The sequence below is a fragment of the Stenotrophomonas nitritireducens genome (genome assembly GCF_001431425.1).
In the GTDB taxonomy this organism is placed as follows: Bacteria; Pseudomonadota; Gammaproteobacteria; order Xanthomonadales; family Xanthomonadaceae; genus Stenotrophomonas; species Stenotrophomonas nitritireducens.
On record NZ_LDJG01000006.1, the window covers coordinates 80618 to 101141 of the forward strand.

General features: G+C 70.7%; 13 protein-coding genes. 4 read left to right on the forward strand and 9 right to left on the reverse strand.

Features of this window, described 5'->3' with window-relative positions; genetic code table 11:
- Window positions 1–23 precede the first annotated feature (23 nt).
- Both ABB22_RS05250 and alr read left to right on the forward strand, forming a co-directional pair.
- Window positions 24–2894: a TonB-dependent receptor domain-containing protein gene (locus tag ABB22_RS05250; protein WP_055772146.1), complete on the forward strand. Its 2871-nt coding sequence runs from the start codon at window positions 24–26 to the stop codon at window positions 2892–2894.
- Window positions 2895–2940: 46 nt separating this feature from the next.
- Window positions 2941–4185 carry an alanine racemase gene (alr, locus tag ABB22_RS05255; protein ID WP_055772143.1) on the forward strand — a complete coding sequence of 415 codons (1245 nt, stop codon included), beginning with the start codon at window positions 2941–2943 and terminating at the stop codon, window positions 4183–4185.
- Window positions 4186–4316: 131 nt separating this feature from the next.
- Here alr and ABB22_RS05260 read toward each other — a convergent pair whose 3' ends face one another.
- Genes ABB22_RS05260 through ABB22_RS05270 form a run of 3 tightly spaced genes read right to left on the reverse strand, consistent with a single transcriptional unit; the run spans window position 4317 to window position 8303 of the window.
- Window positions 4317–5219, reverse strand: a complete 903-nt coding sequence (locus ABB22_RS05260) for a LysR family transcriptional regulator (RefSeq protein WP_055772141.1) — start codon at window positions 5217–5219, stop codon at window positions 4317–4319.
- A gap of 53 nt (window positions 5220–5272) precedes the next feature.
- Window positions 5273–6511, reverse strand: coding sequence for an FAD-dependent oxidoreductase (locus tag ABB22_RS05265; RefSeq protein ID WP_055772138.1), 1239 nt, complete (start codon window positions 6509–6511; stop codon window positions 5273–5275).
- The gene (locus tag ABB22_RS05270; protein ID WP_082443755.1) at window positions 6498–8303 is read right to left on the reverse strand and encodes a gamma-glutamyltransferase family protein; all 1806 of its coding nucleotides are present in this window, start codon (window positions 8301–8303) and stop codon (window positions 6498–6500) included. Before ABB22_RS05270 ends, ABB22_RS05265 begins: the two co-directional genes overlap by 14 nt.
- A 279-nt stretch (window positions 8304–8582) precedes the next feature.
- Between ABB22_RS05270 and ggt the strand changes: the two genes are divergently transcribed.
- Window positions 8583–10319 (forward strand): gamma-glutamyltransferase, encoded by a 1737-nt coding sequence (gene ggt, locus ABB22_RS05275; RefSeq protein WP_055772135.1) that lies wholly within the window; start codon window positions 8583–8585, stop codon window positions 10317–10319.
- 444 nt (window positions 10320–10763) lie between these two features.
- Here ggt and gltS read toward each other — a convergent pair whose 3' ends face one another.
- The 6 genes from gltS to ABB22_RS05305 all read right to left on the reverse strand — a co-directional run bounded on the left by gltS (window position 10764) and on the right by ABB22_RS05305 (window position 17966).
- A complete protein-coding gene (gene gltS / locus ABB22_RS05280; protein ID WP_057505091.1) occupies window positions 10764–11975 on the reverse strand; it encodes a sodium/glutamate symporter in 1212 nt (403 codons plus the stop codon).
- A gap of 454 nt (window positions 11976–12429) precedes the next feature.
- Window positions 12430–12825, reverse strand: a complete 396-nt coding sequence (locus tag ABB22_RS05285; RefSeq protein WP_055772130.1) for a RidA family protein — start codon at window positions 12823–12825, stop codon at window positions 12430–12432.
- Between the two features lie 187 nt (window positions 12826–13012).
- Complete coding sequence (locus ABB22_RS05290) at window positions 13013–14437, reverse strand: N-acyl-D-amino-acid deacylase family protein (protein WP_057505092.1); 1425 nt, start codon at window positions 14435–14437, stop codon at window positions 13013–13015.
- A gap of 3 nt (window positions 14438–14440) precedes the next feature.
- Window positions 14441–15304 (reverse strand): MurR/RpiR family transcriptional regulator, encoded by an 864-nt coding sequence (locus ABB22_RS05295; protein ID WP_057505093.1) that lies wholly within the window; start codon window positions 15302–15304, stop codon window positions 14441–14443.
- A 16-nt stretch (window positions 15305–15320) separates the two neighbouring features.
- On the reverse strand, window positions 15321–16676 hold the full coding sequence (locus ABB22_RS05300; protein ID WP_057505094.1) for a GntT/GntP/DsdX family permease: 1356 nt from the start codon (window positions 16674–16676) through the stop codon (window positions 15321–15323).
- Window positions 16677–16700: 24 nt separating this feature from the next.
- Window positions 16701–17966, reverse strand: coding sequence for an amino acid deaminase (locus ABB22_RS05305; protein WP_057505095.1), 1266 nt, complete (start codon window positions 17964–17966; stop codon window positions 16701–16703).
- 208 nt (window positions 17967–18174) lie between these two features.
- On the opposite strand from ABB22_RS05305, the gene ABB22_RS05310 reads away from it, so the two are divergent.
- Window positions 18175–20466, forward strand: coding sequence for an NADP-dependent malic enzyme (locus ABB22_RS05310; protein ID WP_055772119.1), 2292 nt, complete (start codon window positions 18175–18177; stop codon window positions 20464–20466).
- Window positions 20467–20524 lie beyond the last annotated feature (58 nt).

Below are 20524 nucleotides of genomic sequence, written 5' to 3' on the forward strand. Positions count from 1 at the left end.
TCCCCCTGTCCCCTGGAGAGATCATGCGTAGCCAGCCAGACCTTCGATTGAATTTCCTCTGTGCCGCGGTACTGGCGGCCATGGCCGTGCCGGCCGTGGCGCAGGACGCCGCCCCGGCGGCCACCACGCTGGACAAGGTCAACGTCACCGGCTCGCGCATCAAGCGCGCGGACGTGGAGGCCGCGCTGCCGGTCACCATCGTGCAGAAGGCGGAGATCGAGGCGCAGGGCATCACCTCGGCCGAGCAGCTGCTGTCCTTCCTCAACATCGCCGGCAACGGCGCCGACGGCATGGTGTCGGCGTCGGTGGACATGGACCTGGGCGAGCTGCGCGGCACCGCCGGCGTGTCCGGTGCCAACCTGCGCGGGCAGGGCAGCGATGCCACCCTGGTGCTGCTCAACGGCCGCCGCGTCGCCACCCACGGCCTGCGCGGCCAGGCGGTGGACCTGAACTCGATCCCGTTCGCGGCGATCGACCGCGTGGAAGTGCTGCGCGACGGCGCCTCGGCCATGTACGGCACCGACGCCATCGGCGGCGTGATCAACTTCATCACCCGCACCGACTACCAGGGCATCAGCGTCAATGCCGGCTTCGACGCGACCCAGCATGGCGGCGGCAACATCTACAACTACAGCCTGCTCGGCGGCGTCGGCGACCTCGATACCGACCGCTGGAACGTATGGGGCACGGTCAACTGGCGGCGCAGCGAATTCCTGCGCAGCCATCAGCGCGATTTCGCCAACAGCTTCCAGCCCGACCGTGGGGTGTCGCCGGACACGCGCGGCACGCCGTTCGCCACGGTGACCAACGCCACCGGCGGCATCATCAACGGCTCGCTCATCGACCCGGACGGCGGCAGCAAGCAGAACTACGTCAACATCCTCAACCTGCCGGGTGGCGCCGGCTGCGAGAACGGCGGCCCGGCGATGGGTCCGTACGACTACCGGCTGTGGGACAGCGGCAGTTCCAAGTACGCCTGCGCCTGGGACTACCCGGCCGCGCAGGCGCTGCAGCAGCCGCAGGACAGCCTGCAGTTCCTCGGCCGGGCCACGTTCCTTATCGGCGAGAACCACCGCTTCTACGCCGAGGCGATGGGCTCGCGGGTGAAGTCCGAGCGTGAGTACGAACCGCTGCAGCTCACCTCCAGCGCATCGCTCACCTCGGTGATGGGCCCGGGCACCTGGTATCCGCTGAACGGCAACACGAAGCAGACCTACGACCAGGTCTACAACGCGCTGGCCGCCTACTTCGGCACCGCCAACCTGACCTACGGCAACCCCATCCCGTACCGCTGGCGCTGCATGGCCTGCGGCCCGCGCCAGATCGAGACCACCACCAAGTCGTACCGCCTGCTGGCCGGGCTGGAAGGCAGCATCGGCAGCTGGGACTACGACGTGGGCGTGTCGCGCGCGTCGAACAAGGCCGAATCGGTGCTGCGCGGCGGCTACTACTTCTCCAGCGGCCTGCGCGACGTGCTGGGCAGCGGCCTGCTCAATCCGTTCCTGATGCCGGGCCAACAGCAGAGCGCGGCGGGCATGGCCGCGTTGCAGGCGGCTTCGGCCAGCGGCGTGCACCTGTACGGCGGCGAGTCCACCGTCACCACGGTGGATGCCAGCTTCAGCGGCGGGCTCGGCTTCAGCCTGTGGGGCAGCGAGGCGCAGCTGGCGACCGGCGTGGAGGCGCGCCGCGAGGAGTTCGAGTTCGGCGGCGTGCAGGTGCTGGACGGCCTGCCGCTGAACTACAACACCATCTACCAGGCGCCGTTCGACGAGACCAGCGAACTGCCCAAGGTGCACCGCGACGTCAAGGCGGTCTATGCGGAGATGTACCTGCCGATCATCGACACGCTGGACGTGACGGTGGCCGTGCGCCACGACCGCTACGACACCTTCGGCGGCACCACCAATCCGAAGTACTCGTTCAAGTGGCAGCCGATCCAATCGCTGGCGTTCCGCGGCGCCTACAGCACCGGCTTCAAGGTGCCCGAGTTCACCAAGCTGTTCGCCGGCGTCAACCGCGTGGACTACTTCGGCCGCGACCTGGTCGACCCGGCCAGCTGCCCCGGCGGTTCGGTCAATTCGTCGATACCGGGCTGCGACCTGATCCAGCCGGTCATCGTCACCGGCGGCAAGACCGACCTGCAGCCGGAGGAGTCCGAGCAGAAGAGCATCGGCTTCGTGTTCTCGCCCGCCGACAACTTCAACCTGAGCCTGGACTGGTGGGAGATCGAGCGCAGCAACACCATCCGCGTACCCAACCTGGCGACGCTGACCGCCAACTACGCGCTGTTCCCGGACAACTGGATCCGCGACAGCAGCGGCAAGGTCACCGCGATCGACCAGCGCTACATCAATTCCGGCGGCACCCTGACCCGCGGCGTGGAGCTGGACGCCAACCTGAGCGGCGAACTGGCCGGCGGCCGCTGGCAGGTCAACCTCAACGGCAGCTACATCGACACCTTCAAGGAGAAGTCGCTGGCCAACGAGCCCTACGGCGAGAACAAGGTGGGCGAGTACGTGCGCTTCTACAACCTGCCGCTGAAGTGGAAGCACACGCTGGGTTTCGGCTGGGCGCGGGGCGACTGGGCGCACCTGCTCACCCAAGTCTACCGCTCCGGCTACAAGGACGAGGAGCCGGTCAGCGTCGAGGGCGGTTTCTACACCCCGGCCAACTGGAACCCGGACGTCGACGACTACATCACCTACAACTACAGCCTGACCTGGACGGGCCTGGAGAACACGCGCTTCACCTTCGCGGTGCGCAACCTGCTCGACACCGATCCGCCGTTCACCGCGCACCAGGTCGATTTTGCCTCCGGCGCCGCCTGGGAACCGCGCGTGGCCGATCCGCGCGGCCGCTCGTTCAACCTGCAGGTCGAGTACCGCTTCGACTGATCCTGCCAACAACGCCGCCGGGCGACCGGCGGCATCGGGACGCACCATGACGGATACGGGCATCGCATCTCCCGGCCGCCGCGGCTTCATCGCCGCGGCCTTGGGCACGGCCCTGGCCGCCTCGCTCGACGCACGTGGCGCGCCGTTGCTGGGACGGCCCGGCCAGGCGCGCATGGCCGCGCCCAATGCCTGGCTCGAGATCGACCTGGAGGTGTTCGACGCCAACCTGCAGCGCGTGCGCGCGCTGGCGGGCGCGGCGCAGCTGTGCGCGGTGCTGAAGGCCGACGCCTACGGCACCGGCATCGAGCTGGTGATGCCGCGCATCATCGCCGCGGGCGTGCCCTGCATCGGCATCGCCAGCACCGAGGAAGCGCGCATGGCGCGCGCCTGCGGCTACAAGGGCCGCGTGCTGCGCGTGCGCGCGGCGACGCTGGATGAAATCGAGGCGGCGCTGCCGTACCGGGTCGAGGAACTGGCCGGCAATCTCGCGGTGGCGCAGGCGATGGCCGCGCTTGCCGTGCGTCGTCGCCGGCCGCTGCCGGTGCACCTGGCCCTGAACTCGGCCGGCATGAGCCGCAACGGGCTGGAACTGGCCACGCAGCAGGGGCGGAGCGACGCGGTGGCGCTGGTCGGCACCGACGGCCTGCGCGTGGTCGGCCTGATGACCCACTTCCCGGGCGAAGACCCGGCCGACGTGCTGGCCGGCGTGCGTGCGTTCCAGCAGCAGGCCGACTGGCTGTTCGCCCACACCGCGCTGCGGCGCGGCGATGTGCAGCTGCACGCGGCCAATTCATTCGCCCTGCAGCATGTTCCCGAGGCCAACCTGGACATGGTGCGGCCGGGCGGCGCGCTGTACGGCTACGGCGGCACGCCCAAGCCGCCATTCGCGCACGTGGCCGCGTTCAAGACGACGGTCGCGGCGGTGCAGGCCTTCCCGGCCGGCGACACGGTGAGCTACGACCGCACCTTCACCCTGCGCCGCGATTCGCTGCTGGCCAATCTTCCGGTCGGCTATTCCGACGGCTACCGCCGCGCCTATTCCAACAAGGGCAGCGTGCTGGTCGGCGGCCGGCGCGCACCGGTGCTGGGCAGGGTCACCATGAACACCACCATGGTGGACGTGACCGACATCCCCGGCGTGCGCGCCGGCGACGAAGTGGTGCTGTTCGGCCGCCAGGGCGGCGAGCAGATCACCCAGGCCGAGATCGAGGACTGGACCGGCGTGATCCTGGCCGACCAGTACAGCACGTGGGGCGCGCTGAACCCGAAATTCCCCAGCAGGCCATCGTAGGAGCGGCTTCAGCCGCGATGGGGCTTTCTGCATGCGGCATGGACCGCATGGGCCTACGGTTCGTGGTCTTTCGAACCTGGAAGGAAATCGTTGCGTTCATTGGTAGAGCCCCTTCGCGGCTGAAGCCGCTCCTACGGGGCTGGCATGCCGCGCGTTTCGGCCAGGCTGCGCTGGAACTGGCGGACGAACTCGGTGGCGGCCTTGGACGGCGGCCGGTCTTCCAGGTACACGCATTCAACGCGGAAGCCGATCTCAGGCTCCAGCGGGCGCGCGAGCAGCGCGCCGCCGGCGTTGGCGCAGGCGGTGAACTCGTCCAGCACGCTCATGCCGGCGCCGCAGCGGGTCAGGGCCGCGGCCAGCGAATAGGTCTGGTTGGACACGACCTCGCGCATGCTCACGCCCTGGCGCTTGAGCTCGCCGGTGAACAGGTCGCCGATGGGGCCGCTGCTGGCCAGCCCGACCATGTCGCGGTCCTGCAGCCAGCGCAGCGGAATCGCCGCCGGCGGATCGGGCCATTGCGCGGTGTCGAACAACAGCATCAGCTGGCCCTGCCCGAGCACGCGGCGCTGCATGCGCGGGTGCTGCGGGGGGTTGTAGGCGATGGCGATGTCGCATTCGCGCTCGTACAGCGCCTGGAACAGGTCGCCGTGGTGCAGGGTCTGCACGTCGAAGGTGACTTCCGGGTGCTGGCGCCGGTAGGCGGTGATCGCCGCCGGCACCACGTGCTGGCCGAGCGAAGGCACTACCGCCAGGCGGATATGGCCGCCACCGATGTCGCGGATGTTGCCGACCGTCTTTTGCAGCGACAGCAGGCGGTCGTAGATGTCCTTGATCTCGACGAACAGCGCGTGCGCCTCGTCGGTGGCGACCAGGCGCCCGCGCACCAGCTTGAACAGCTCGAAACCGAGCTGGTATTGCGTGTGGTGCAGGACCTTGCTGACCGACGGCTGCGACACGTGCAGCGAACGGGCCGCGGCACTGATCGAGCCGGTGGTGTAGACCGCGTGGAATACTTCTATCTGGCGCAGACGCATGACCCGATCCTAGTCGATGCGGGCGTCGCCGGCGACCGGCCGCGGCGCGGGCGTCACCGCGCCATCGCCAGGGCCACGGCGCGCTCGCCGCTGCCCATCGCCAGCGTCCAGCCGAGCATGCCATGGCCGAGGTTGCACACCAGGCCGTCGGCGACGGCGTGGATCTCGGGCGAGGACCAGGGGGTGACCGGGCGCAGGCCGGCCCAGCGGTTTTCGATGTTGTCGTAATCCACCGCTTCGGGCATCGAGGCGCGCGCCATCGCGACCAGCTGCGCCATGCGCTCCGGGTCCGGGTGCGGATCCCAATGGTTGAGGTCGGCCAATCCGGCCACGCGCATGCGCTCGCCGAGGCGGCAGAACACCAGCTTGCGCGAGGTGTCGGTGATGCTCGCCGCCGGTGCCCGCACGCCGCAGGGTGCGGTGAACGAATAGCCCTTGATCGCCATCAACGGCACGCGCACGCCCAGCGGACGCAGCAGCGCGGCGCCGTCGATGCCGTTGCACACCACCAGCCGCCGCGCCTGCACCGCCGCGCCGGCGCGCGGCTGCAGGCGCCAGCCGTCGCCCTGCCGCACCACGTGCTGTACGTCGAAGCCGAAGCGCGCCTGCGCGCCGTAGTGCCGCTGCAGCACATCCAGCAGGCCGGTGCCGAACAGGAACGGATCGCCGGCTTCTTCCTGCGGCGAATGCACCGCGCCGGCGATGCCGGGCATGGCGGCCAGCGCCGGTTCGGTGGCGATGGCCTGGCGTGCGTCGAGCAGGTGCTGTTCGACGCCGAACGGCTGCTTGAGCGCGATCATCGCGGCGGCGCCCTGCAGGGCGGCGGCATCGTGGTAGACGTGCAGCTTGCCGGACACCGCATGGTCGAAGGCGATGGGATGGCGCTGCAGCAGCGCGTGCAGCGCGGTGCGCGATTCCAGCGCCAGTTCCAGCGTCGCCAGCGTGTTGGTACGCAGGCGCGCGGCGCCGGTCTGGCGCAGGAAGGCCAGGCCCCAGCGCCAGAAATCGGGGTCGGCCGACCAGCGCGTGCGGAACGGGCCGTTGCGGCCGAGCAGCATCGCCGGCAGCTGTTTCCAGGTGGAAGGGCCGGCCATGGCGTCGGTATAGGCGTAGCTGAGCTGCGCGCCGTTGGCGAAGGACGTGCCCTGCACCGGGCCATCGGCGCGGTCGAGCAGCAGCACGGACAGGCCGCGGCGCGCGGCGGCGTAGGCGGTGGCGAGGCCGACGACGCCGGCGCCGAGGACGACGAGATCGGCGCCGGCGGGTTCGCCGTGGGGTTCAACGGGAAGCATCGGGGGTCCGGTGGGCGGGGAAGTCGGCGGTACCGTCGCGGCGCGGGTCGGCGGCCCATTCCCAGCGTCCATCGCGCAGGAACACGCCATGCAGGCCGGAATCCTCGCCGGCACCGGCGCGGATGTCCACGCCACGCTCGCGCAGCGCCGCGCGCACGGGCGCGGGGAAACGGTCGGCCTCGCCGTCGAAGCGATCGCCGCGCGCGACCAGGTTGGGCAGCGCCACCGCCTGGTCCAGCGGCAGGTGCCAGTAGAGCAGTCCGGTCAGGGTCTTGCCGATGTAGGCGGGGATGGCCGAGCCGCCGGGCGAACCCAGCGCACCGGCCAGGCGGCCGTCGCCGTCGAGCATCAGCAGCGGCGACATCGACGAGCGCGGGCGCTTGCCGCCGGCGATGGCGTTGGCCATCCCCGGACGGCCGTCCTTGCGGTCCCAGGCGAAATCGGTGAGCTGGTTGTTGAGGAAGAAGCCGCCGACCATGCGCCCGGAGCCGAAGAACGATTCGACGGTGGTGGTCACCGAGACGGCATTGCCGTCGTCGTCCACCACCACGAAATGGCTGGTGCCGCCCGGTTCGTCGGTGGCATCGGCGGCGATGGCGGGCGCGCCGGCGGGCACGCCGGGCCGCGGCGGTTGTGGTGCGGCGCGCGCGCCGATCAGGGCGCGGCGCGCGTCCACGTAGTCCGGCGCCAGCAGGCCCTCGACCGGGACATCGATGAAGCGCGGATCGCCGACATAGTGGTCGCGGTCGGCGTACATCAGCCGGCTGGCCTCGGCGAACAGCAGCCACGCCTGCGGATCGGCGGCGTCGCGGCGGCCGATGTCGGTGCCGTCCAGCAGCGCCATCAGCTGCAGCACGCCGACGCCGCTGGCCGGCGGCGGCAGCGAGCACAGCCGGTAGCCGCGCAGCGGCCTGCACAGCGGCGCGACCTTCTCGGCGCGGTAGCCGGCGAGGTCGTCGAGCGTCATCGTTCCCGGACGCGGCGCATCGGCGGTGCGGGCAACGATGGCCCGGGCCAGCGCGCCGCGGTAGAACGCCCCGGCGCCGTCGGCGGCCAGGGTGCGCAGCGTGGCGGCGTAGGCGGGATTGCGCAGCGTGTCGCCGGCGCGCAGCAGGCCGCCGCGGCCGTCGTCGAAGAAGCGGCGCACGTCGGCGGTCGCCGCCTGCGGGAAATGGCCGTGGATGTGCCGTTCCAGTCGCGGGGTGATGGCGAACCCCCGCTCGGCGGTGGCGATGGTGCCGTCGAACAGCCGTGCCCACGGCAGCCGGCCGTGCTCGTGCAGCGCCAGGGCGAAGGTGGCCAGGGTGCCCGGCACGCCGGTGGCGCGGCCGGAGAGCATCGCCTCGGCGCGCGGCAGCGGCTGCCCGCCGGCGTCGTCGAACCAGCCCGGAGCGGCCGTCGCCGGCGCCTGCTCGCGGCCGATGTAACCGCTGACCTCGCCGCTGCGCGCGTCGTAGGCCAGCAGCACCGTGCCGCCGCCGATGCCCGAGCTCTGCGGTTCCACCAGGCCGAGCATCAGCTGCACCGCCATGGCCGCGTCCATCGCGCTGCCGCCGCGCTCGAGCACTTCGGCGCCGGCCCGTACGGCCAGCGGATGCGCGGCGACGACGATGGCCGGCGAGGCCTTGCCGGCCGAGACCGCTGCCGGCGCGCGCGCATCCGGTGCGGTGCCGCAGCCGGCCAGCGCGAGCGACAGGCACAGCAGCACGAAGCCGGCAGCGCGGAGCCCGCGCGCCGGAATGGCGGGCGCACCGACCGTGGGGGAGGGCGTGTAGCGGACGGGCTTCGGCATGGCCGGCAGATTACCGCCGGCCGTAGCGGAGCAGGGATCACAATCGCGGTGCAGGTGTTAACCCGCAGCTATGGAATGCCGTGGTCTTGCCCCCCGGCGCGCGGCCGCGGAGCGGCGCTTCCATGCGCGCGAGCTATACCGTGGGCCATGAAATATGGGCGACAGTCGCGCCATCGCCGGCCATGCTTCCAGATGGGCCAGTGCGGCCGTCGCCATCGGCACCGTCGCGGGCGGACGACGGCCGGCATTGCGCCCGCAAACCGCAAACCGGAGAAAGGCATGACCCTGCGAACCCTCGTTTCCCTCCCGGGCCGTGGCATGGCGCTGCTGCTGTGCGCGCTGCTGGCGCTGGCGCCGCCGGCCGGCGCGCGCGAACTGCTCAACTACCAGGCGATCCAGAAACCCGACCACGGCGACGGCGGCATGGTGGTCAGCCAGAACCAGCGCGCCAGCGAGATCGGCGCGCAGGTGCTGCGCGACGGCGGCAACGCGGTGGACGCGGCGGTGGCCACCGCCTTCGCGCTGGCGGTACTGCTGCCGCGCGCGGGCAACATCGGCGGCGACGGCTACATGCTGCTGCACCTGGCCGGCGAGAACCGCAGCGTCGCCATCGACTACCGCTCGATGGCGCCGGCGGCGGCCACGCTGGAGCGCTTCATCGGCGCCGACGGCCGCATCGACGGCGAGACCGCCGGCTGGAAGGCCGCCGGCGTGCCCGGCACCGTGGCCGGGCTGGCGCTGGCGCATCGCCAGCACGGGCGCCTGCCGTGGGCGCGTCTGCTGCAGCCGGCGATCGAACTGGCCGACAAGGGCGTGGTGCTCAGCCGCGACGAAGCCTTCGCCCTGGACTGGGGCCGCCAGCGGCTGGCGCGCAGCCCGGCCGGCGCCGGCGTGTTCCTGCACGCCGACGGCAGCGCGCTGCGCGCGGGCGAACGCCTGCGCCAGGCCGACCTGGCGTGGTCGCTGCGGCTGATCGCGCGCGACGGCGAGGACGCGTTCTACCGCGGGCCGATCGCGCAGCGGCTGGTGGCGGCGATGCAGCGCCATGGGGGCCTGATCGGCAGCGAGGACCTGGCCGGCTACCGCGCCATCGAACGCGAGCCGCTGCGCAGCACCTACCGCGGCCGCGAGGTGGTGACCATGCCGCCGTCCAGCGGCGGCGGCGCCAGCGTGCTGGAAATGCTCAACCTGCTCGAACACGAGGACCTGGCCGCGCAGGGCCCCGGCTCGGCGGCGGCGCTGCACGCCATGGCCGAGGCGATCAAGCTGGCCTGGGCCGACCGCGCGCGCCATGCCGGCGACCCGGCCTTCGTCTCCGCGCCGGTACGCGGGCTGGTATGCAAGGCCTATGCCGACGCGCGCTGGAAGCTGTTCTCGCCCGACCGCGCGCTCGACGCCACCACGCTGGCGGCGGGCGATCCCATGCCTTACGAAAGCCCGCAGACCACGCATTTCTCGGTGGTCGACGCCGACGGCAACGCGGTCAGCAACACCTTCACCCTGGGCTCGGACTTCGGCGCCGGGGTGATGGCCGAAGGCACCGGCTTCCTGCTCGGCAACCTGATCGGCAACTTCTCGCTGCGCGCACAGCTGGCCGCGCGCGCGGAGCCGGGGCGGGTGGTCGCCAACGCGCTGCTGCCCGGGCGCCGCCCGGTATCGAGCATGTCGCCGACCATGGTGCTGCGCGACGGCAAGGTGTGGCTGGTCACCGGCAGCCCCGGCGGCAACACCATCCCCGGTACGGTGATGCAGACGATCGTGGACGTGGTCGATTTCGGCATGAACATCGCCGAGGCCACCCACCGGCCGCGCATCCACCAGGACATGGGCAGCGGCATGCTGCAGATCGAACCGGGCTTCAGCCCCGACACGCTGCGCCTGCTGCGCGGCCTGGGCCACCGCATCGAAAGCGACGAGACCATCGGCAGCACGCAGACGCTGATGGTGGGCGATGACGGCGGCGCGCAGGGCGCTGCCGATCCGCGCCGGCCCGGCGCCGGTTCCGCCGCGCAGTGACCGCGCGCATGGCCTGAGCCTCGGAAAGCCCTTTTCTGCGGGGCAGGTATGGCAGGGCCCGCCTTGCGGGCCCTGGGCCGGAAACGCCCCGCCACAGGCGGCAGGGACCGGGCGAAGGCGGGAACGGCCCGCGCGTCAGCCCGGTTCCGGACAGGGCGATGTCGCTGGCCGCGTCCCGGCCGGGGACGCGGCGATGCGTTCCGGCCATGACTTCCGGCGGCGCACCGCGGTGTCCCTGCATCGGCCTCCCAGGCCCGTCCCGAAGCCGGTTTCCGCCTCCGGCACCCACATGCGCTTCATCCCGCTGGCGGCATTGCGACCGGCGGCGTATTCCCGCAGGAACAGCGGGCTGCGGGAGCAACGCTCCAGCGCACTCCCGGAAACAGCAGGGCCGCCATCGCGGCGGCCCTGCGCACAACTGCTCGAACGCCGCTCCCGGCCGCGTCAGTGCGGCCAGAAGTTGAGGAAGCCGGTGATGATCAGCGCGTTGACGAAGTCGATGAAGAACGCGCCCACCAGCGGCGCCACCAGGAACGCGCGCGGCGCCACGCCGTAGCGCTGCACCAGCCGGCGCATCACCGCCATGGCGTTGGCGGTGGTGCCGAGCATGAAGCCGATGAAACCGCCGCCCATCACCGCCGCGTCGTAGTCGCGGCCCATCACGTAGTAGATCGGCACCGCGAACAGCGCCACCAGCGCCACCTGGATGACCAGGTTGACCACCAGCGGCAGGCCCATGCCGGCCAGCTCCCACAGCTTCAGGTCCATCAGCGCCACCGCCAGGAACAGCGCCAGGCAGATGTTGCCGATCAGGTCGGTGGTCGGCACCGACAGCCTGATCAGGCCGGTGTAGTCGTCGATGTTGCGCACCACCGCGCCCACCAGCATCGCGCCGATGTAGGACGGCAGGGTCAGGCCCAGGCCCGCGAAGCCCTGGCTGACCCAGGCGCCCAGCCACATCGCCATCAGCAGCACGACGATGCTCTTGAGCGCGTCGAACTCGCGCGCCGACTCGCTGGGGAAGTGAACGTGCACGCTCTCGTCGGCCTCGGCGGCGCCATCGGCCCTGGCGCCGTTGCCGGCCGGACCGCTGATGCGGAAGCGGCGCATCAGCACGGTGATGGCCGGCCCGCCGACCACGCCGCCGCAGATGATGCCGGCCATCGCCGCGGTGATCGCCAGGGTCTCGGCGCCCTGCAGGCCGGCCTTCTCGAACAGCGGCGCGAAGGCCATGCCGGTGGCCGGGCCGCCGGTGAGGGTGGCCGAACCGGCGAGCACGCCGAACATCGGGTGCAGGTCGAACATCCACGCCACGCTGATGCCGACCAGGTTCTGCACCACCGCGAAGATGCTGGCCAGCAGCAGGAAGACCATCACCTGGCGGCCGCTGATGCGCAGCAGGCGCAGGCTGGCGTTGATGCCCAGCGTGGTGAAGAAGGCCACCATCAACGGCACCTTGAGGCTGGTGTCCAGTTCGAACAGGGTGGTGCCGCGCGCGTGCGCGGCCCATACCAGCAGGGCCACCAGCAGGCCGCCGACGACCGGTTCGGGCAGGTTGTAACGGCGCAGCACCGGGATCGCGCGGCACAGCGCGTAGCCGGCGAACAGGGTCAGGCCGCCGAAGGCGATCGTCTGTACGGCATCAAGTTGGATCATCTAATCAGTACCTCGTGCCCTGCCAATGCAGGTGTCGTGGGCGGGGGCGGCGGAGGGCCGGCACCGCCGGGGGGAGAACTGCCCGGGGAATGTGGCTCCGCGGCACGGGGGAGGGGACGGAGCCACGGGCAGTCCGGCGGGAGCCGGCCCGTCCGCATGACGGATGGCAGACGGTTCGATGCCCGACGGCGGGTTTTCCGCCAGTCGGGGCAGGTGGGATGGCTGCGGCCGGCGTGGGCGCAAGCAGGCAGGCATGGCGTGTCTCCATGGCGAGCGGGCCGGTCTGCCGCGCCGCAACACGATGCGTGGGGCGGGACGGCGGCATCCACCATAGCCATGGAACGGGGCGTGGCGCCAGTCGAAAAAGATCGCGGCGGCATAGCCGGCCGTTATGCGCGGCAGCCGCGGATGTCCCTGCCCGGCGGCGCCGGTGCAGGGATTGGCAGGCGTGGATTCAGCGCTGCGGGCGCTTCCAGGCGACGCAGTCCACTTCCACCTTGCAGTCCACGACCATGCGGTTCTCCACGCAGGCGCGCGCCGGCGGGTGTTCGCCGAAGTAATGCCTGAACACGGTGTTGAACGCGTAGAAATCGCGTGCGTCGTCCAGCCATACGCCGCAGCGGACCACGTGTTCGGGGCCGTAGCCGGCCTCGGCGAGGATCGCCAGCACGTTGCCGATGGCCACGTGCGCCTGCTCGGTCACGGTGCCGCCGACCAGTTCGCCGTCGCGCATCGGCACCTGGCCGGAGACATGCAGCCAGCCATCGGCCTCGACCGCGCGCGAAAACGGCATGTGCTGCCTGCCCTGGCCTACGCCGCCTTCGGCGCCGTAACGTTTGATGTCGCTCATGAGATTCTCCTGACTTGATTTGCAGTAACCAGAGCCCTCTCTCCGCGGGGCGGGGCGGGGCGAGGGTACGGACGAAGTCTCATCTGGCCCTTCGGCGTACCGGCGCATACCTGTGCCGCGCCTTCCGTGCGGCTTGGCCGAGCAACCCGGCGATCCTGCCGGTTTGCCGCCGGCAGGGAGAAGGGAATCAGTGGCCCGGCGCGATGAACCGCCCCGGCCGCGCGACCACTTCCGTGCCGTCGTAGGCCAGTTGCCCGTTGACCCACACCGCGTCGATGCCCTCGGCCGCGCGCACCGGATCGTGGAAGCTGGCGGTATCGCGCACGCGCGCCGGATCGAACAGCACCAGGTCGGCGCACCCGCCCACGCGGATGACGCCGCGCGCGCCCAGCGCGAAGCGCGAGGCGGGCAGGCCGGTCATCTTGTGCACGGCGGTATGCAGCGGGAACAGCGCTTCGTCGCGCGCGTAATGGCCGAGCACGCGCGGGAAGGTGCCCCACAGGCGTGGATGCGGGCGCGGATCGCGTGGCAGGCCGTCCGAACCGATCATGGTCAGCGGATGCGCCAGGATGCGGCGCACGTCGGCCTCGTTCATGCAGTGGTAGACCGCGCCGGCCGGCTGCAGGCGGACGGCGGCGGCCATCAGCGGGATGCCCCAGTCGGCGGCGATGTCGGCCAGCAGGCGCCCGCCCTGCGACGGCTCCGGCCCGGACCAGGTGATCAGGATGTCGTAGGCATCGGTGACCTGCTTCAGGTCCAGGGTGGAGGCGCTGGCGGCGTAGGGATAGCAGTCGCAGGCGACGTCCTGCCCGGCCGATGCGGCGTCGAGGCTGTGCAGCACTTCGCGGCTGCGGCCCCAGTTGTCGATGCCGGCGCACTTCAGGTGCGAGACGCGCACCGCGGCCCGCGGCGCGCGCGCCGCATCGAAGGCCTCCTCCATCGCCTCGAGGATGCCGCCGAATTCATCGCGCAGGTGCGTCGCGTACAACCCGCCGGGCGGCAGTTCCGCCGCCAGTTCCGCCACTTCGCTGGACGGCGCGTGGAACGCCGAGCCATAGGCCAGCCCGCTGCTCAGGCCCAGCGCGCCCTGCGCCATGCTCGCGCGCAGCTGCACGCGCATGGCCGCGATCTCCGCGGCGGTTGCGGCGCGGTCCAGCCGGTCCATGTGGTTCTGGCGCAGCGCGGTATGGCCGACCAGCGCGGCCACGTTCACCGCCGGCCGCGCGGCTTCCACCGCCTGCCGGTAGCTGGCGAAATCGGCGAAGCGGAAATCGCCGGCTTCGCCGAGCAGGTTCATCGGGTCCGGCACTTCGCCGCGGATGCGTACCGGGCTGGCGCTGATGCCGCAGTTGCCGACCACCACCGTGGTCACGCCCTGCGACAGCTTGCTGGCCATGTCCGGGTTGCGCAGCACTTCCAGATCGTCATGGGTGTGCACGTCGATGAAGCCCGGCGCCAGCGCGCGGCCGCCGGCGTCGATCACCTGCCGCGCGCTGCCGGCCACTGCGCCGACCTCGACGATGCGGCCATCGCGCAGCGCCACGTCGCCGTGACTGCCGGGCCGGTCGCCGCCGTCGAGCACCAGCGCATCGCGGATCAATACGTCGTGCATCGGTCAGTCGCCCAGCGGCAGGCGCGAGTCGCCACCGCGGTAGCGGTCCAGCGCCAGCTTGATGCGGCGCAGGTGCTCGTGGTTGTCGCCGGCGCCGTTGAGCGCGGTGGTGGTGGCCAGCACGTCGATGGCCAGCATCATCGCGTAGCGCGAGGCGGAGGGTTTGAACACGAAATCGGTTTCCTCGATGCTGATCGGCAGCAGCCAGTCGCTCAGCCCGGCCAGCGGCGTGCCGGCGCGGGTGATGGCGCCCACGCGCGCGCCGTAGGTGCGCGCGATCTCCACCGCCGAGGTGACTTCCGGGGTGATGCCGCTGACCGAAAGCGCCAGCACCAGGTCCTGCGGGCCGAGGATGGCGGCGGTCATCTTCATCACCACCGCGTCGCTGCAGGCGGTGATCGGCAGGCCGAAGCGCATCAGGCGGTTCTGCAGTTCCTGCGAGAACACCGTCGAGCAGCCGCCGATGCCGAACACGTGGATGCGCCGCGCCTGGCAGACCGCGTCGGCCAGCTGCTGCACCACATCTTCCTGCAGGTTGGCCAGGTTGTGGCGCAGGCAGGCCTGGATGTCGTCGCAGATCTGCGCGAACAGCGCCGACACCGGCGGCGCGTTCTGCTGTTCCAGGAAGCGCTTGCCGACCGCGCTTGCCGACGCCAGCCGCGCGCGCAGCTCGCGTACGTGCTCGCAGCCCAGGGTCTTGGCGAAGCGCGAGATCGCCGCGGCGCTGACCTCGGCGCGCTCGGCCAGCTCGGTCACCCCGTACTGGGCGGCGGCATCGACGTCGGCGAGGATGGTGTTGGCGATGCGGACCTCGACCGGGCTGAATTCGTGCAGCCGCTGGCGCAGTTCGTAGACGATGTCGAACATGGTGGGGATCTTCGGTTCAGAGCACGGCGGCGAGGGCCGCCACCAGCGCGAGCGCGGTGACGGAGATGAGGGTTTCCAGCACGGTCCAGGTCTTGAAGGTCTGGGCTACGGACATGTTGAAGTATTCCTTCACCAGCCAGAAGCCGCCGTCATTGACGTGCGACAGCACCACCGAGCCGGCGCCGGTGGCCAGCACCAGCAGTTCCGGGTGCGGGTAGCCCAGGGCGGCGGCGATGGGCGCGACGATGCCCGAGGCGGTGGTCATCGCCACCGTCGCCGAGCCGGTGGCGATGCGCATCAGCGCGGCCATGGTCCAGCCCATCAGCAGCGGCGACAGGTCGAACTGGCGGGACAGGTCGATGATCTGGCTGGCCACGCCGGTATGCACGAGGATGCCGTTGAGGCCGCCGCCGGCGCCGACCAGCAGGGTGATGGCGGCGGTCGGTGCCAGGCATTCCTGCGAGAACTTCAGGATCTGCTCGCGGTTGAAACCGCGCAGCAGGCCCAGCGTGACGAAGCTCAGCAGCGTGGCCAGCAGCAGCGCGACGACCGAGTGGCCGATGAAGCGCAGGCCGTGGTTGAGCGGCGAGCCTGGCGCGGCGATCTGGTCGGCCCAGCCGCCCAGCAGCATCAGCGCCACCGGCAGCAGCAGGGTGGCGATGGTGATGCCGAAGCCGGGCAGCTGGTCGTCGGGGATGCGGCCGTGGCCCTCGTCCAGCAGCGCGGCCTCCATCGGGTTGCGCGCCGGCAGCTTCACCCGCGGCGCGACCACCCGGGCGAACAGCGGGCCGGCCAGCGCGGCGGTCGGCAGGCCCACCAGCAGCGCGTAGAACACGGTGCGGCCGACATCGGCGCCGTAGGCATGCACGGCCAGCATCGCCGCCGGGTGTGGCGGCACCAGCCCGTGCACCACCGACAGCCCGGCCACCATCGGCAGGCCGACCAGCAGCAGCGGCACGCCGGTGCGGCGGGCGACGTTGAGCGCGATCGGGACCAGCAGCACGAAACCGACCTCGAAGAAGATCGGCAGGCCGATGCAGAAGGCGATCAGCATCATCGCCCAGTGCACGTTCTTCGTACCGAAGCGCGCGATCAGCGTGCGCGCGATGCGCTCGGCGCCGCCGGACTCGGCCATCATCTTGCCGAGCATGGTGCCCAGCGCCACGATCAGCGCGATATGGCCCAGCGTCTTGCCCACGCCCTGTTCGTAGGCGGGCAGGATTTCCGGTGCCGGCATGCCGGCCAGCAGCGCCAGCCCGACCGAGACGACGGTGACGCTGATGAAGGGGTTGAGCCGGTAGCGGGCGATCAGCACGATCAGCGCGAGGATCGCCAGCACGGCGTAGATCAGCAGCAGGTGTCCATGGCTCATGCGTACCGGTCCGGGGCAGGCGGGTCAGAACTGCGTGGTGACGGCATCGACCACGATGTGGTCGTCGTCGACCACCAGCAGGTGGCGCCACTTGTCAAAGGTCAGGCACGGGTGCGAAATGTCGAAGCACAGCATGTCGCCCACGCGCAGGTCGTCGTCGGCGCGCACCTGCAGGAAGGCGTGCTGGTCCATCATCGCGGTGACCTGCCAGTGCGCGGCGGCATCGCCGGGCGCCGCATCGCCGGGCCGGTAGTGCAGCGCCGGCACCGGGAAGCCGGCATCGAAGGCGGCATCGCGCTTGCCGAGCCCGACGATGGCCTTGTCCGGCTCCGGCCGCGACTGCACGTAGGCCCAGAGCCGTAACGCGGGCTGCAGGCTTTGGCCCATCTGCCGGGCGACCGGATTGCTGGCATGGATGCGGGTGGCGGCCTGGCGGTAGGCGCCGACGTCATGGGTGAGGTAGCAGCCCGGGCGCAGCACGATCTCGGCCGCGGCGTCGCCGGACAAGGCAGCGAATTCCTCGGCGACCACGTCGAACCAGGCCGAGCCGGCGCCGGACAGCAGTGCCGGCATGCGGCCGAAGGCGCGGCCGTCGCGCAGGCGCTGGAAGGTTTCCACGCTGCGGCGCAGGACCGCGCGCACGCCGGCTTCGTCCGCCACCACGCCTTCATACGTTTCCACGCCGGCCAGTCGCAGCGCCCGCGGCCAGCGTGCCACGGCTTCGACCACCGCCTGCGCCTGCGCGTCGTCGCGCACTCCTGTGCGGCCGCCAGTGACGCCGATCTCCAGCAGCACGTCCAGGCGCAGCCCGCGCGCGTCGAACCCGCTGCCCAGCGCGTCGACGTTGTCGGCCGAGTCCACCAGGCAGAACACCTCGGCGCCGCCGGCGTCCAGCAGGTCGGCGACGATGGCCATGTTGGCCGGGCCGACCAGCTGGTTGGCGATCAGGATGCGGCGCGCGCCGGCCAGCCACGCCTCGCGCGCCTGCGGCGCGGTGGCCACGGTGATGCCCCAGGCGCCGGCGTCGAGCTGCAGGCGGAACAGCTCAGGGCTCATCGTGGTCTTGCCGTGCGGCGCCAGCTGCACGCCGTAGGCGGCGACGAAGCGGCGCATCCATTCCAGGTTGTGCAGCAGCGCCGAACGCAGCAGGACGGCGGCGGGCAGGCTCACCTGTTCGCGCAGGATGGACCAGCCCTGGTGGCCGGCGTCCATCGGCAACGCACTGTCGCCGGCACCGAGGCCCTTGCCCCTGAGCGTGGCCGGTGCGTTGTGAAATAGTTTTTTATCCATGCCGGATTACTTTCATGTGGCCGCCGTTCTTCCCGCTGGAGAGGTGTCTATGTAGCAGATAACTGCTCTCATGAAAAATATTTTCGTATATTGTTGCGAAGCAGCATGGCGAATCGGGAGCGCTGTCCTGAATACAGTCCCCGATGAAACGGTCCATGTCGTCGTTGAGTCGCTAGAATCGGGCATTCAGCCACAGCAAGTCCCGTCGATGTCCAAAGAAGATTTCAAGCAGGCCGCCCTCGACTACCACCGCATGTCGCCGCCGGGGAAGATCCGGGTCGCCGCCACCAAGCCGATGCTCACCCAGCGCGACCTGTCGCTGGCGTACTCGCCGGGCGTGGCGTATGCCTGCGAAGCGATCGTGGCCGATCCGGCCGCGGCCAGCGAGCTGACCGCGCGCGGCAACCTGGTGGCGGTGATCTCCAACGGCACCGCGGTGCTGGGCCTGGGCAACATCGGTCCGCTGGCCGGCAAGCCGGTCATGGAAGGCAAGGGCGTGCTGTTCCAGAAGTTCGCCGGCATCGACGTGTTCGACATCGAGGTGGACGAGAACGACCCGGACAAGCTGGTCGACATCATCGCCTCGCTGGAGCCGACCTTCGGCGGCATCAACCTGGAGGACATCAAGGCGCCGGAATGCTTCGTGGTCGAGCGCAAGCTGCGCGAGCGCATGAACATCCCGGTGTTCCACGACGACCAGCACGGCACCGCGATCATCGTCGGCGCGGCCATCCTCAACGCGCTGGACATCACCGGCAAGAAGATCGGCGAGGTCAAGGTCGCCACCACCGGCATGGGCGCGGCCGGCATTTCCTGCGTGAACATGCTGGTGGAACTCGGCGTCAGGCCGGAGAACGTGCTGGCCTTCGACCGCGACGGCGTGATCTACGCCGGGCGCGAGGGGCTGGACCCGGAGAAGGCGCGCTATGCGCGCGACACCGACAAGCGCACCCTGGCCGAGATCGTCGAGGGCGCGGACATCTTCCTGGGCCTGTCGGCCCCGGGCATCCTCACCGCCGAGATGGTCAAGACCATGGCGCCGGACCCGGTGATCTTCGCCCTGGCCAACCCGACCCCGGAGATCATGCCGGAGCTGGCGCGCGCCGCGCGCCCGGACGCGATCATCGGCACCGGCCGTTCGGACTACCCGAACCAGGTCAACAACGCGCTGTGCTTCCCCTACCTGTTCCGCGGCGCGCTGGACGTCGGCGCCACCGGCATCAACGAGGAAATGAAAGTCGCCTGCGTACGCGCCATCGCCGCGCTCGCGCGCAAGGAGGCCTCCGATCTGGGCGCCGCCTATGGCGGTGAAACGCCGAGCTTCGGCCGCGACTACCTGATCCCGCGCCCGTTCGACCGCCGCCTGCTGGTGGAGCTGTCCTCGGCCGTGGCCCAGGCGGCGATGGATTCGGGCGTGGCGACGCGCCCGATCGCCGACATGGCGGCCTACCGGGAGAAGCTGGCGCAGTTCGTGTATCGCACCAGCCTGCTGATGAAGCCGGTGCACGACCAGGCGCGCACCGACAAGCAGCGCGTGGTCTATGCCGAAGGCGAGGAGGAAGTGGTGCTGCGCGCGGTGCAGAACGTGATCGACGAGGGCGTGGCCTTCCCGATCCTGATCGGCCGCCCGGACGTGATCGAGTCGCGCATCGAGCGCCTGGGCCTGCGCATGAAGCCGGGCGTGGATTTCGAGATCACCAACATCAACGACGATCCGCGCTTCAACGACTACTGGCAGTACTACCACGGCCTGACTGGGCGCCGCGGCGTGACCGTGGCCGCGGCCAAGAACCTGCTGCGCTCGCGCCCGACCCTGATCGCCGCGGTGATGGTGGCGCGCGGCGAGGCCGACGCCATGCTCAGCGGCGTGGTCGGCCGCTTCCACAAGAAGCTCGGCTACGTGCGCAGCGTGATCCCGCTGGAGCCGCGGGTGAGTTCGACCTCGGCGATGACCGGCGTGATCAACTCGCAGGGCGTGTTCTTCTTCGTCGATACCCACGTGCAGGAAGACCCGAGCGTGGAGCAGATCGTGGAGTCCACGCTGCAGGCGGCCTACCGCATGAAGCTGTTCGGCATCGAGCCGAAGGTGGCGCTGCTGTCGCATTCCAATTTCGGCAGCCACGACTCCAAGGACGCGCTGAAGATGCGCCAGGTGCGCGAGCAGCTGCTCAAGCGCAACCCGCGCCTGAACGTGGACGGCGAGATGCAGGGCGACACCGCCTGGGACGAGGCGCTGCGCGAGAAACTGCTGCCCAACAGCACGCTCAAGGGCCGCGCCAACCTGTTCGTGCTGCCCAACCTGGAAGCGGCCAACATCGCCTACAACCTGGTGCGCGTGTTCACCGACGGCGTGGCGATCGGTCCGATCCTGATGGGCACGTCCAAGCCGGTGCACATCCTTACCAGCAGCGCCAGCGCCCGCCGCATCCTCAACATGACCGCCATCGCCGCGGTCGATGCGCAGATCCGCAAGCAGATGGAAGCCGAACGCGGCGGCTGAGCGCTGCCCGCGGAGTGACCACGACCGGGCCGGCGGATGCCGGCCTTGTCGTATCCGC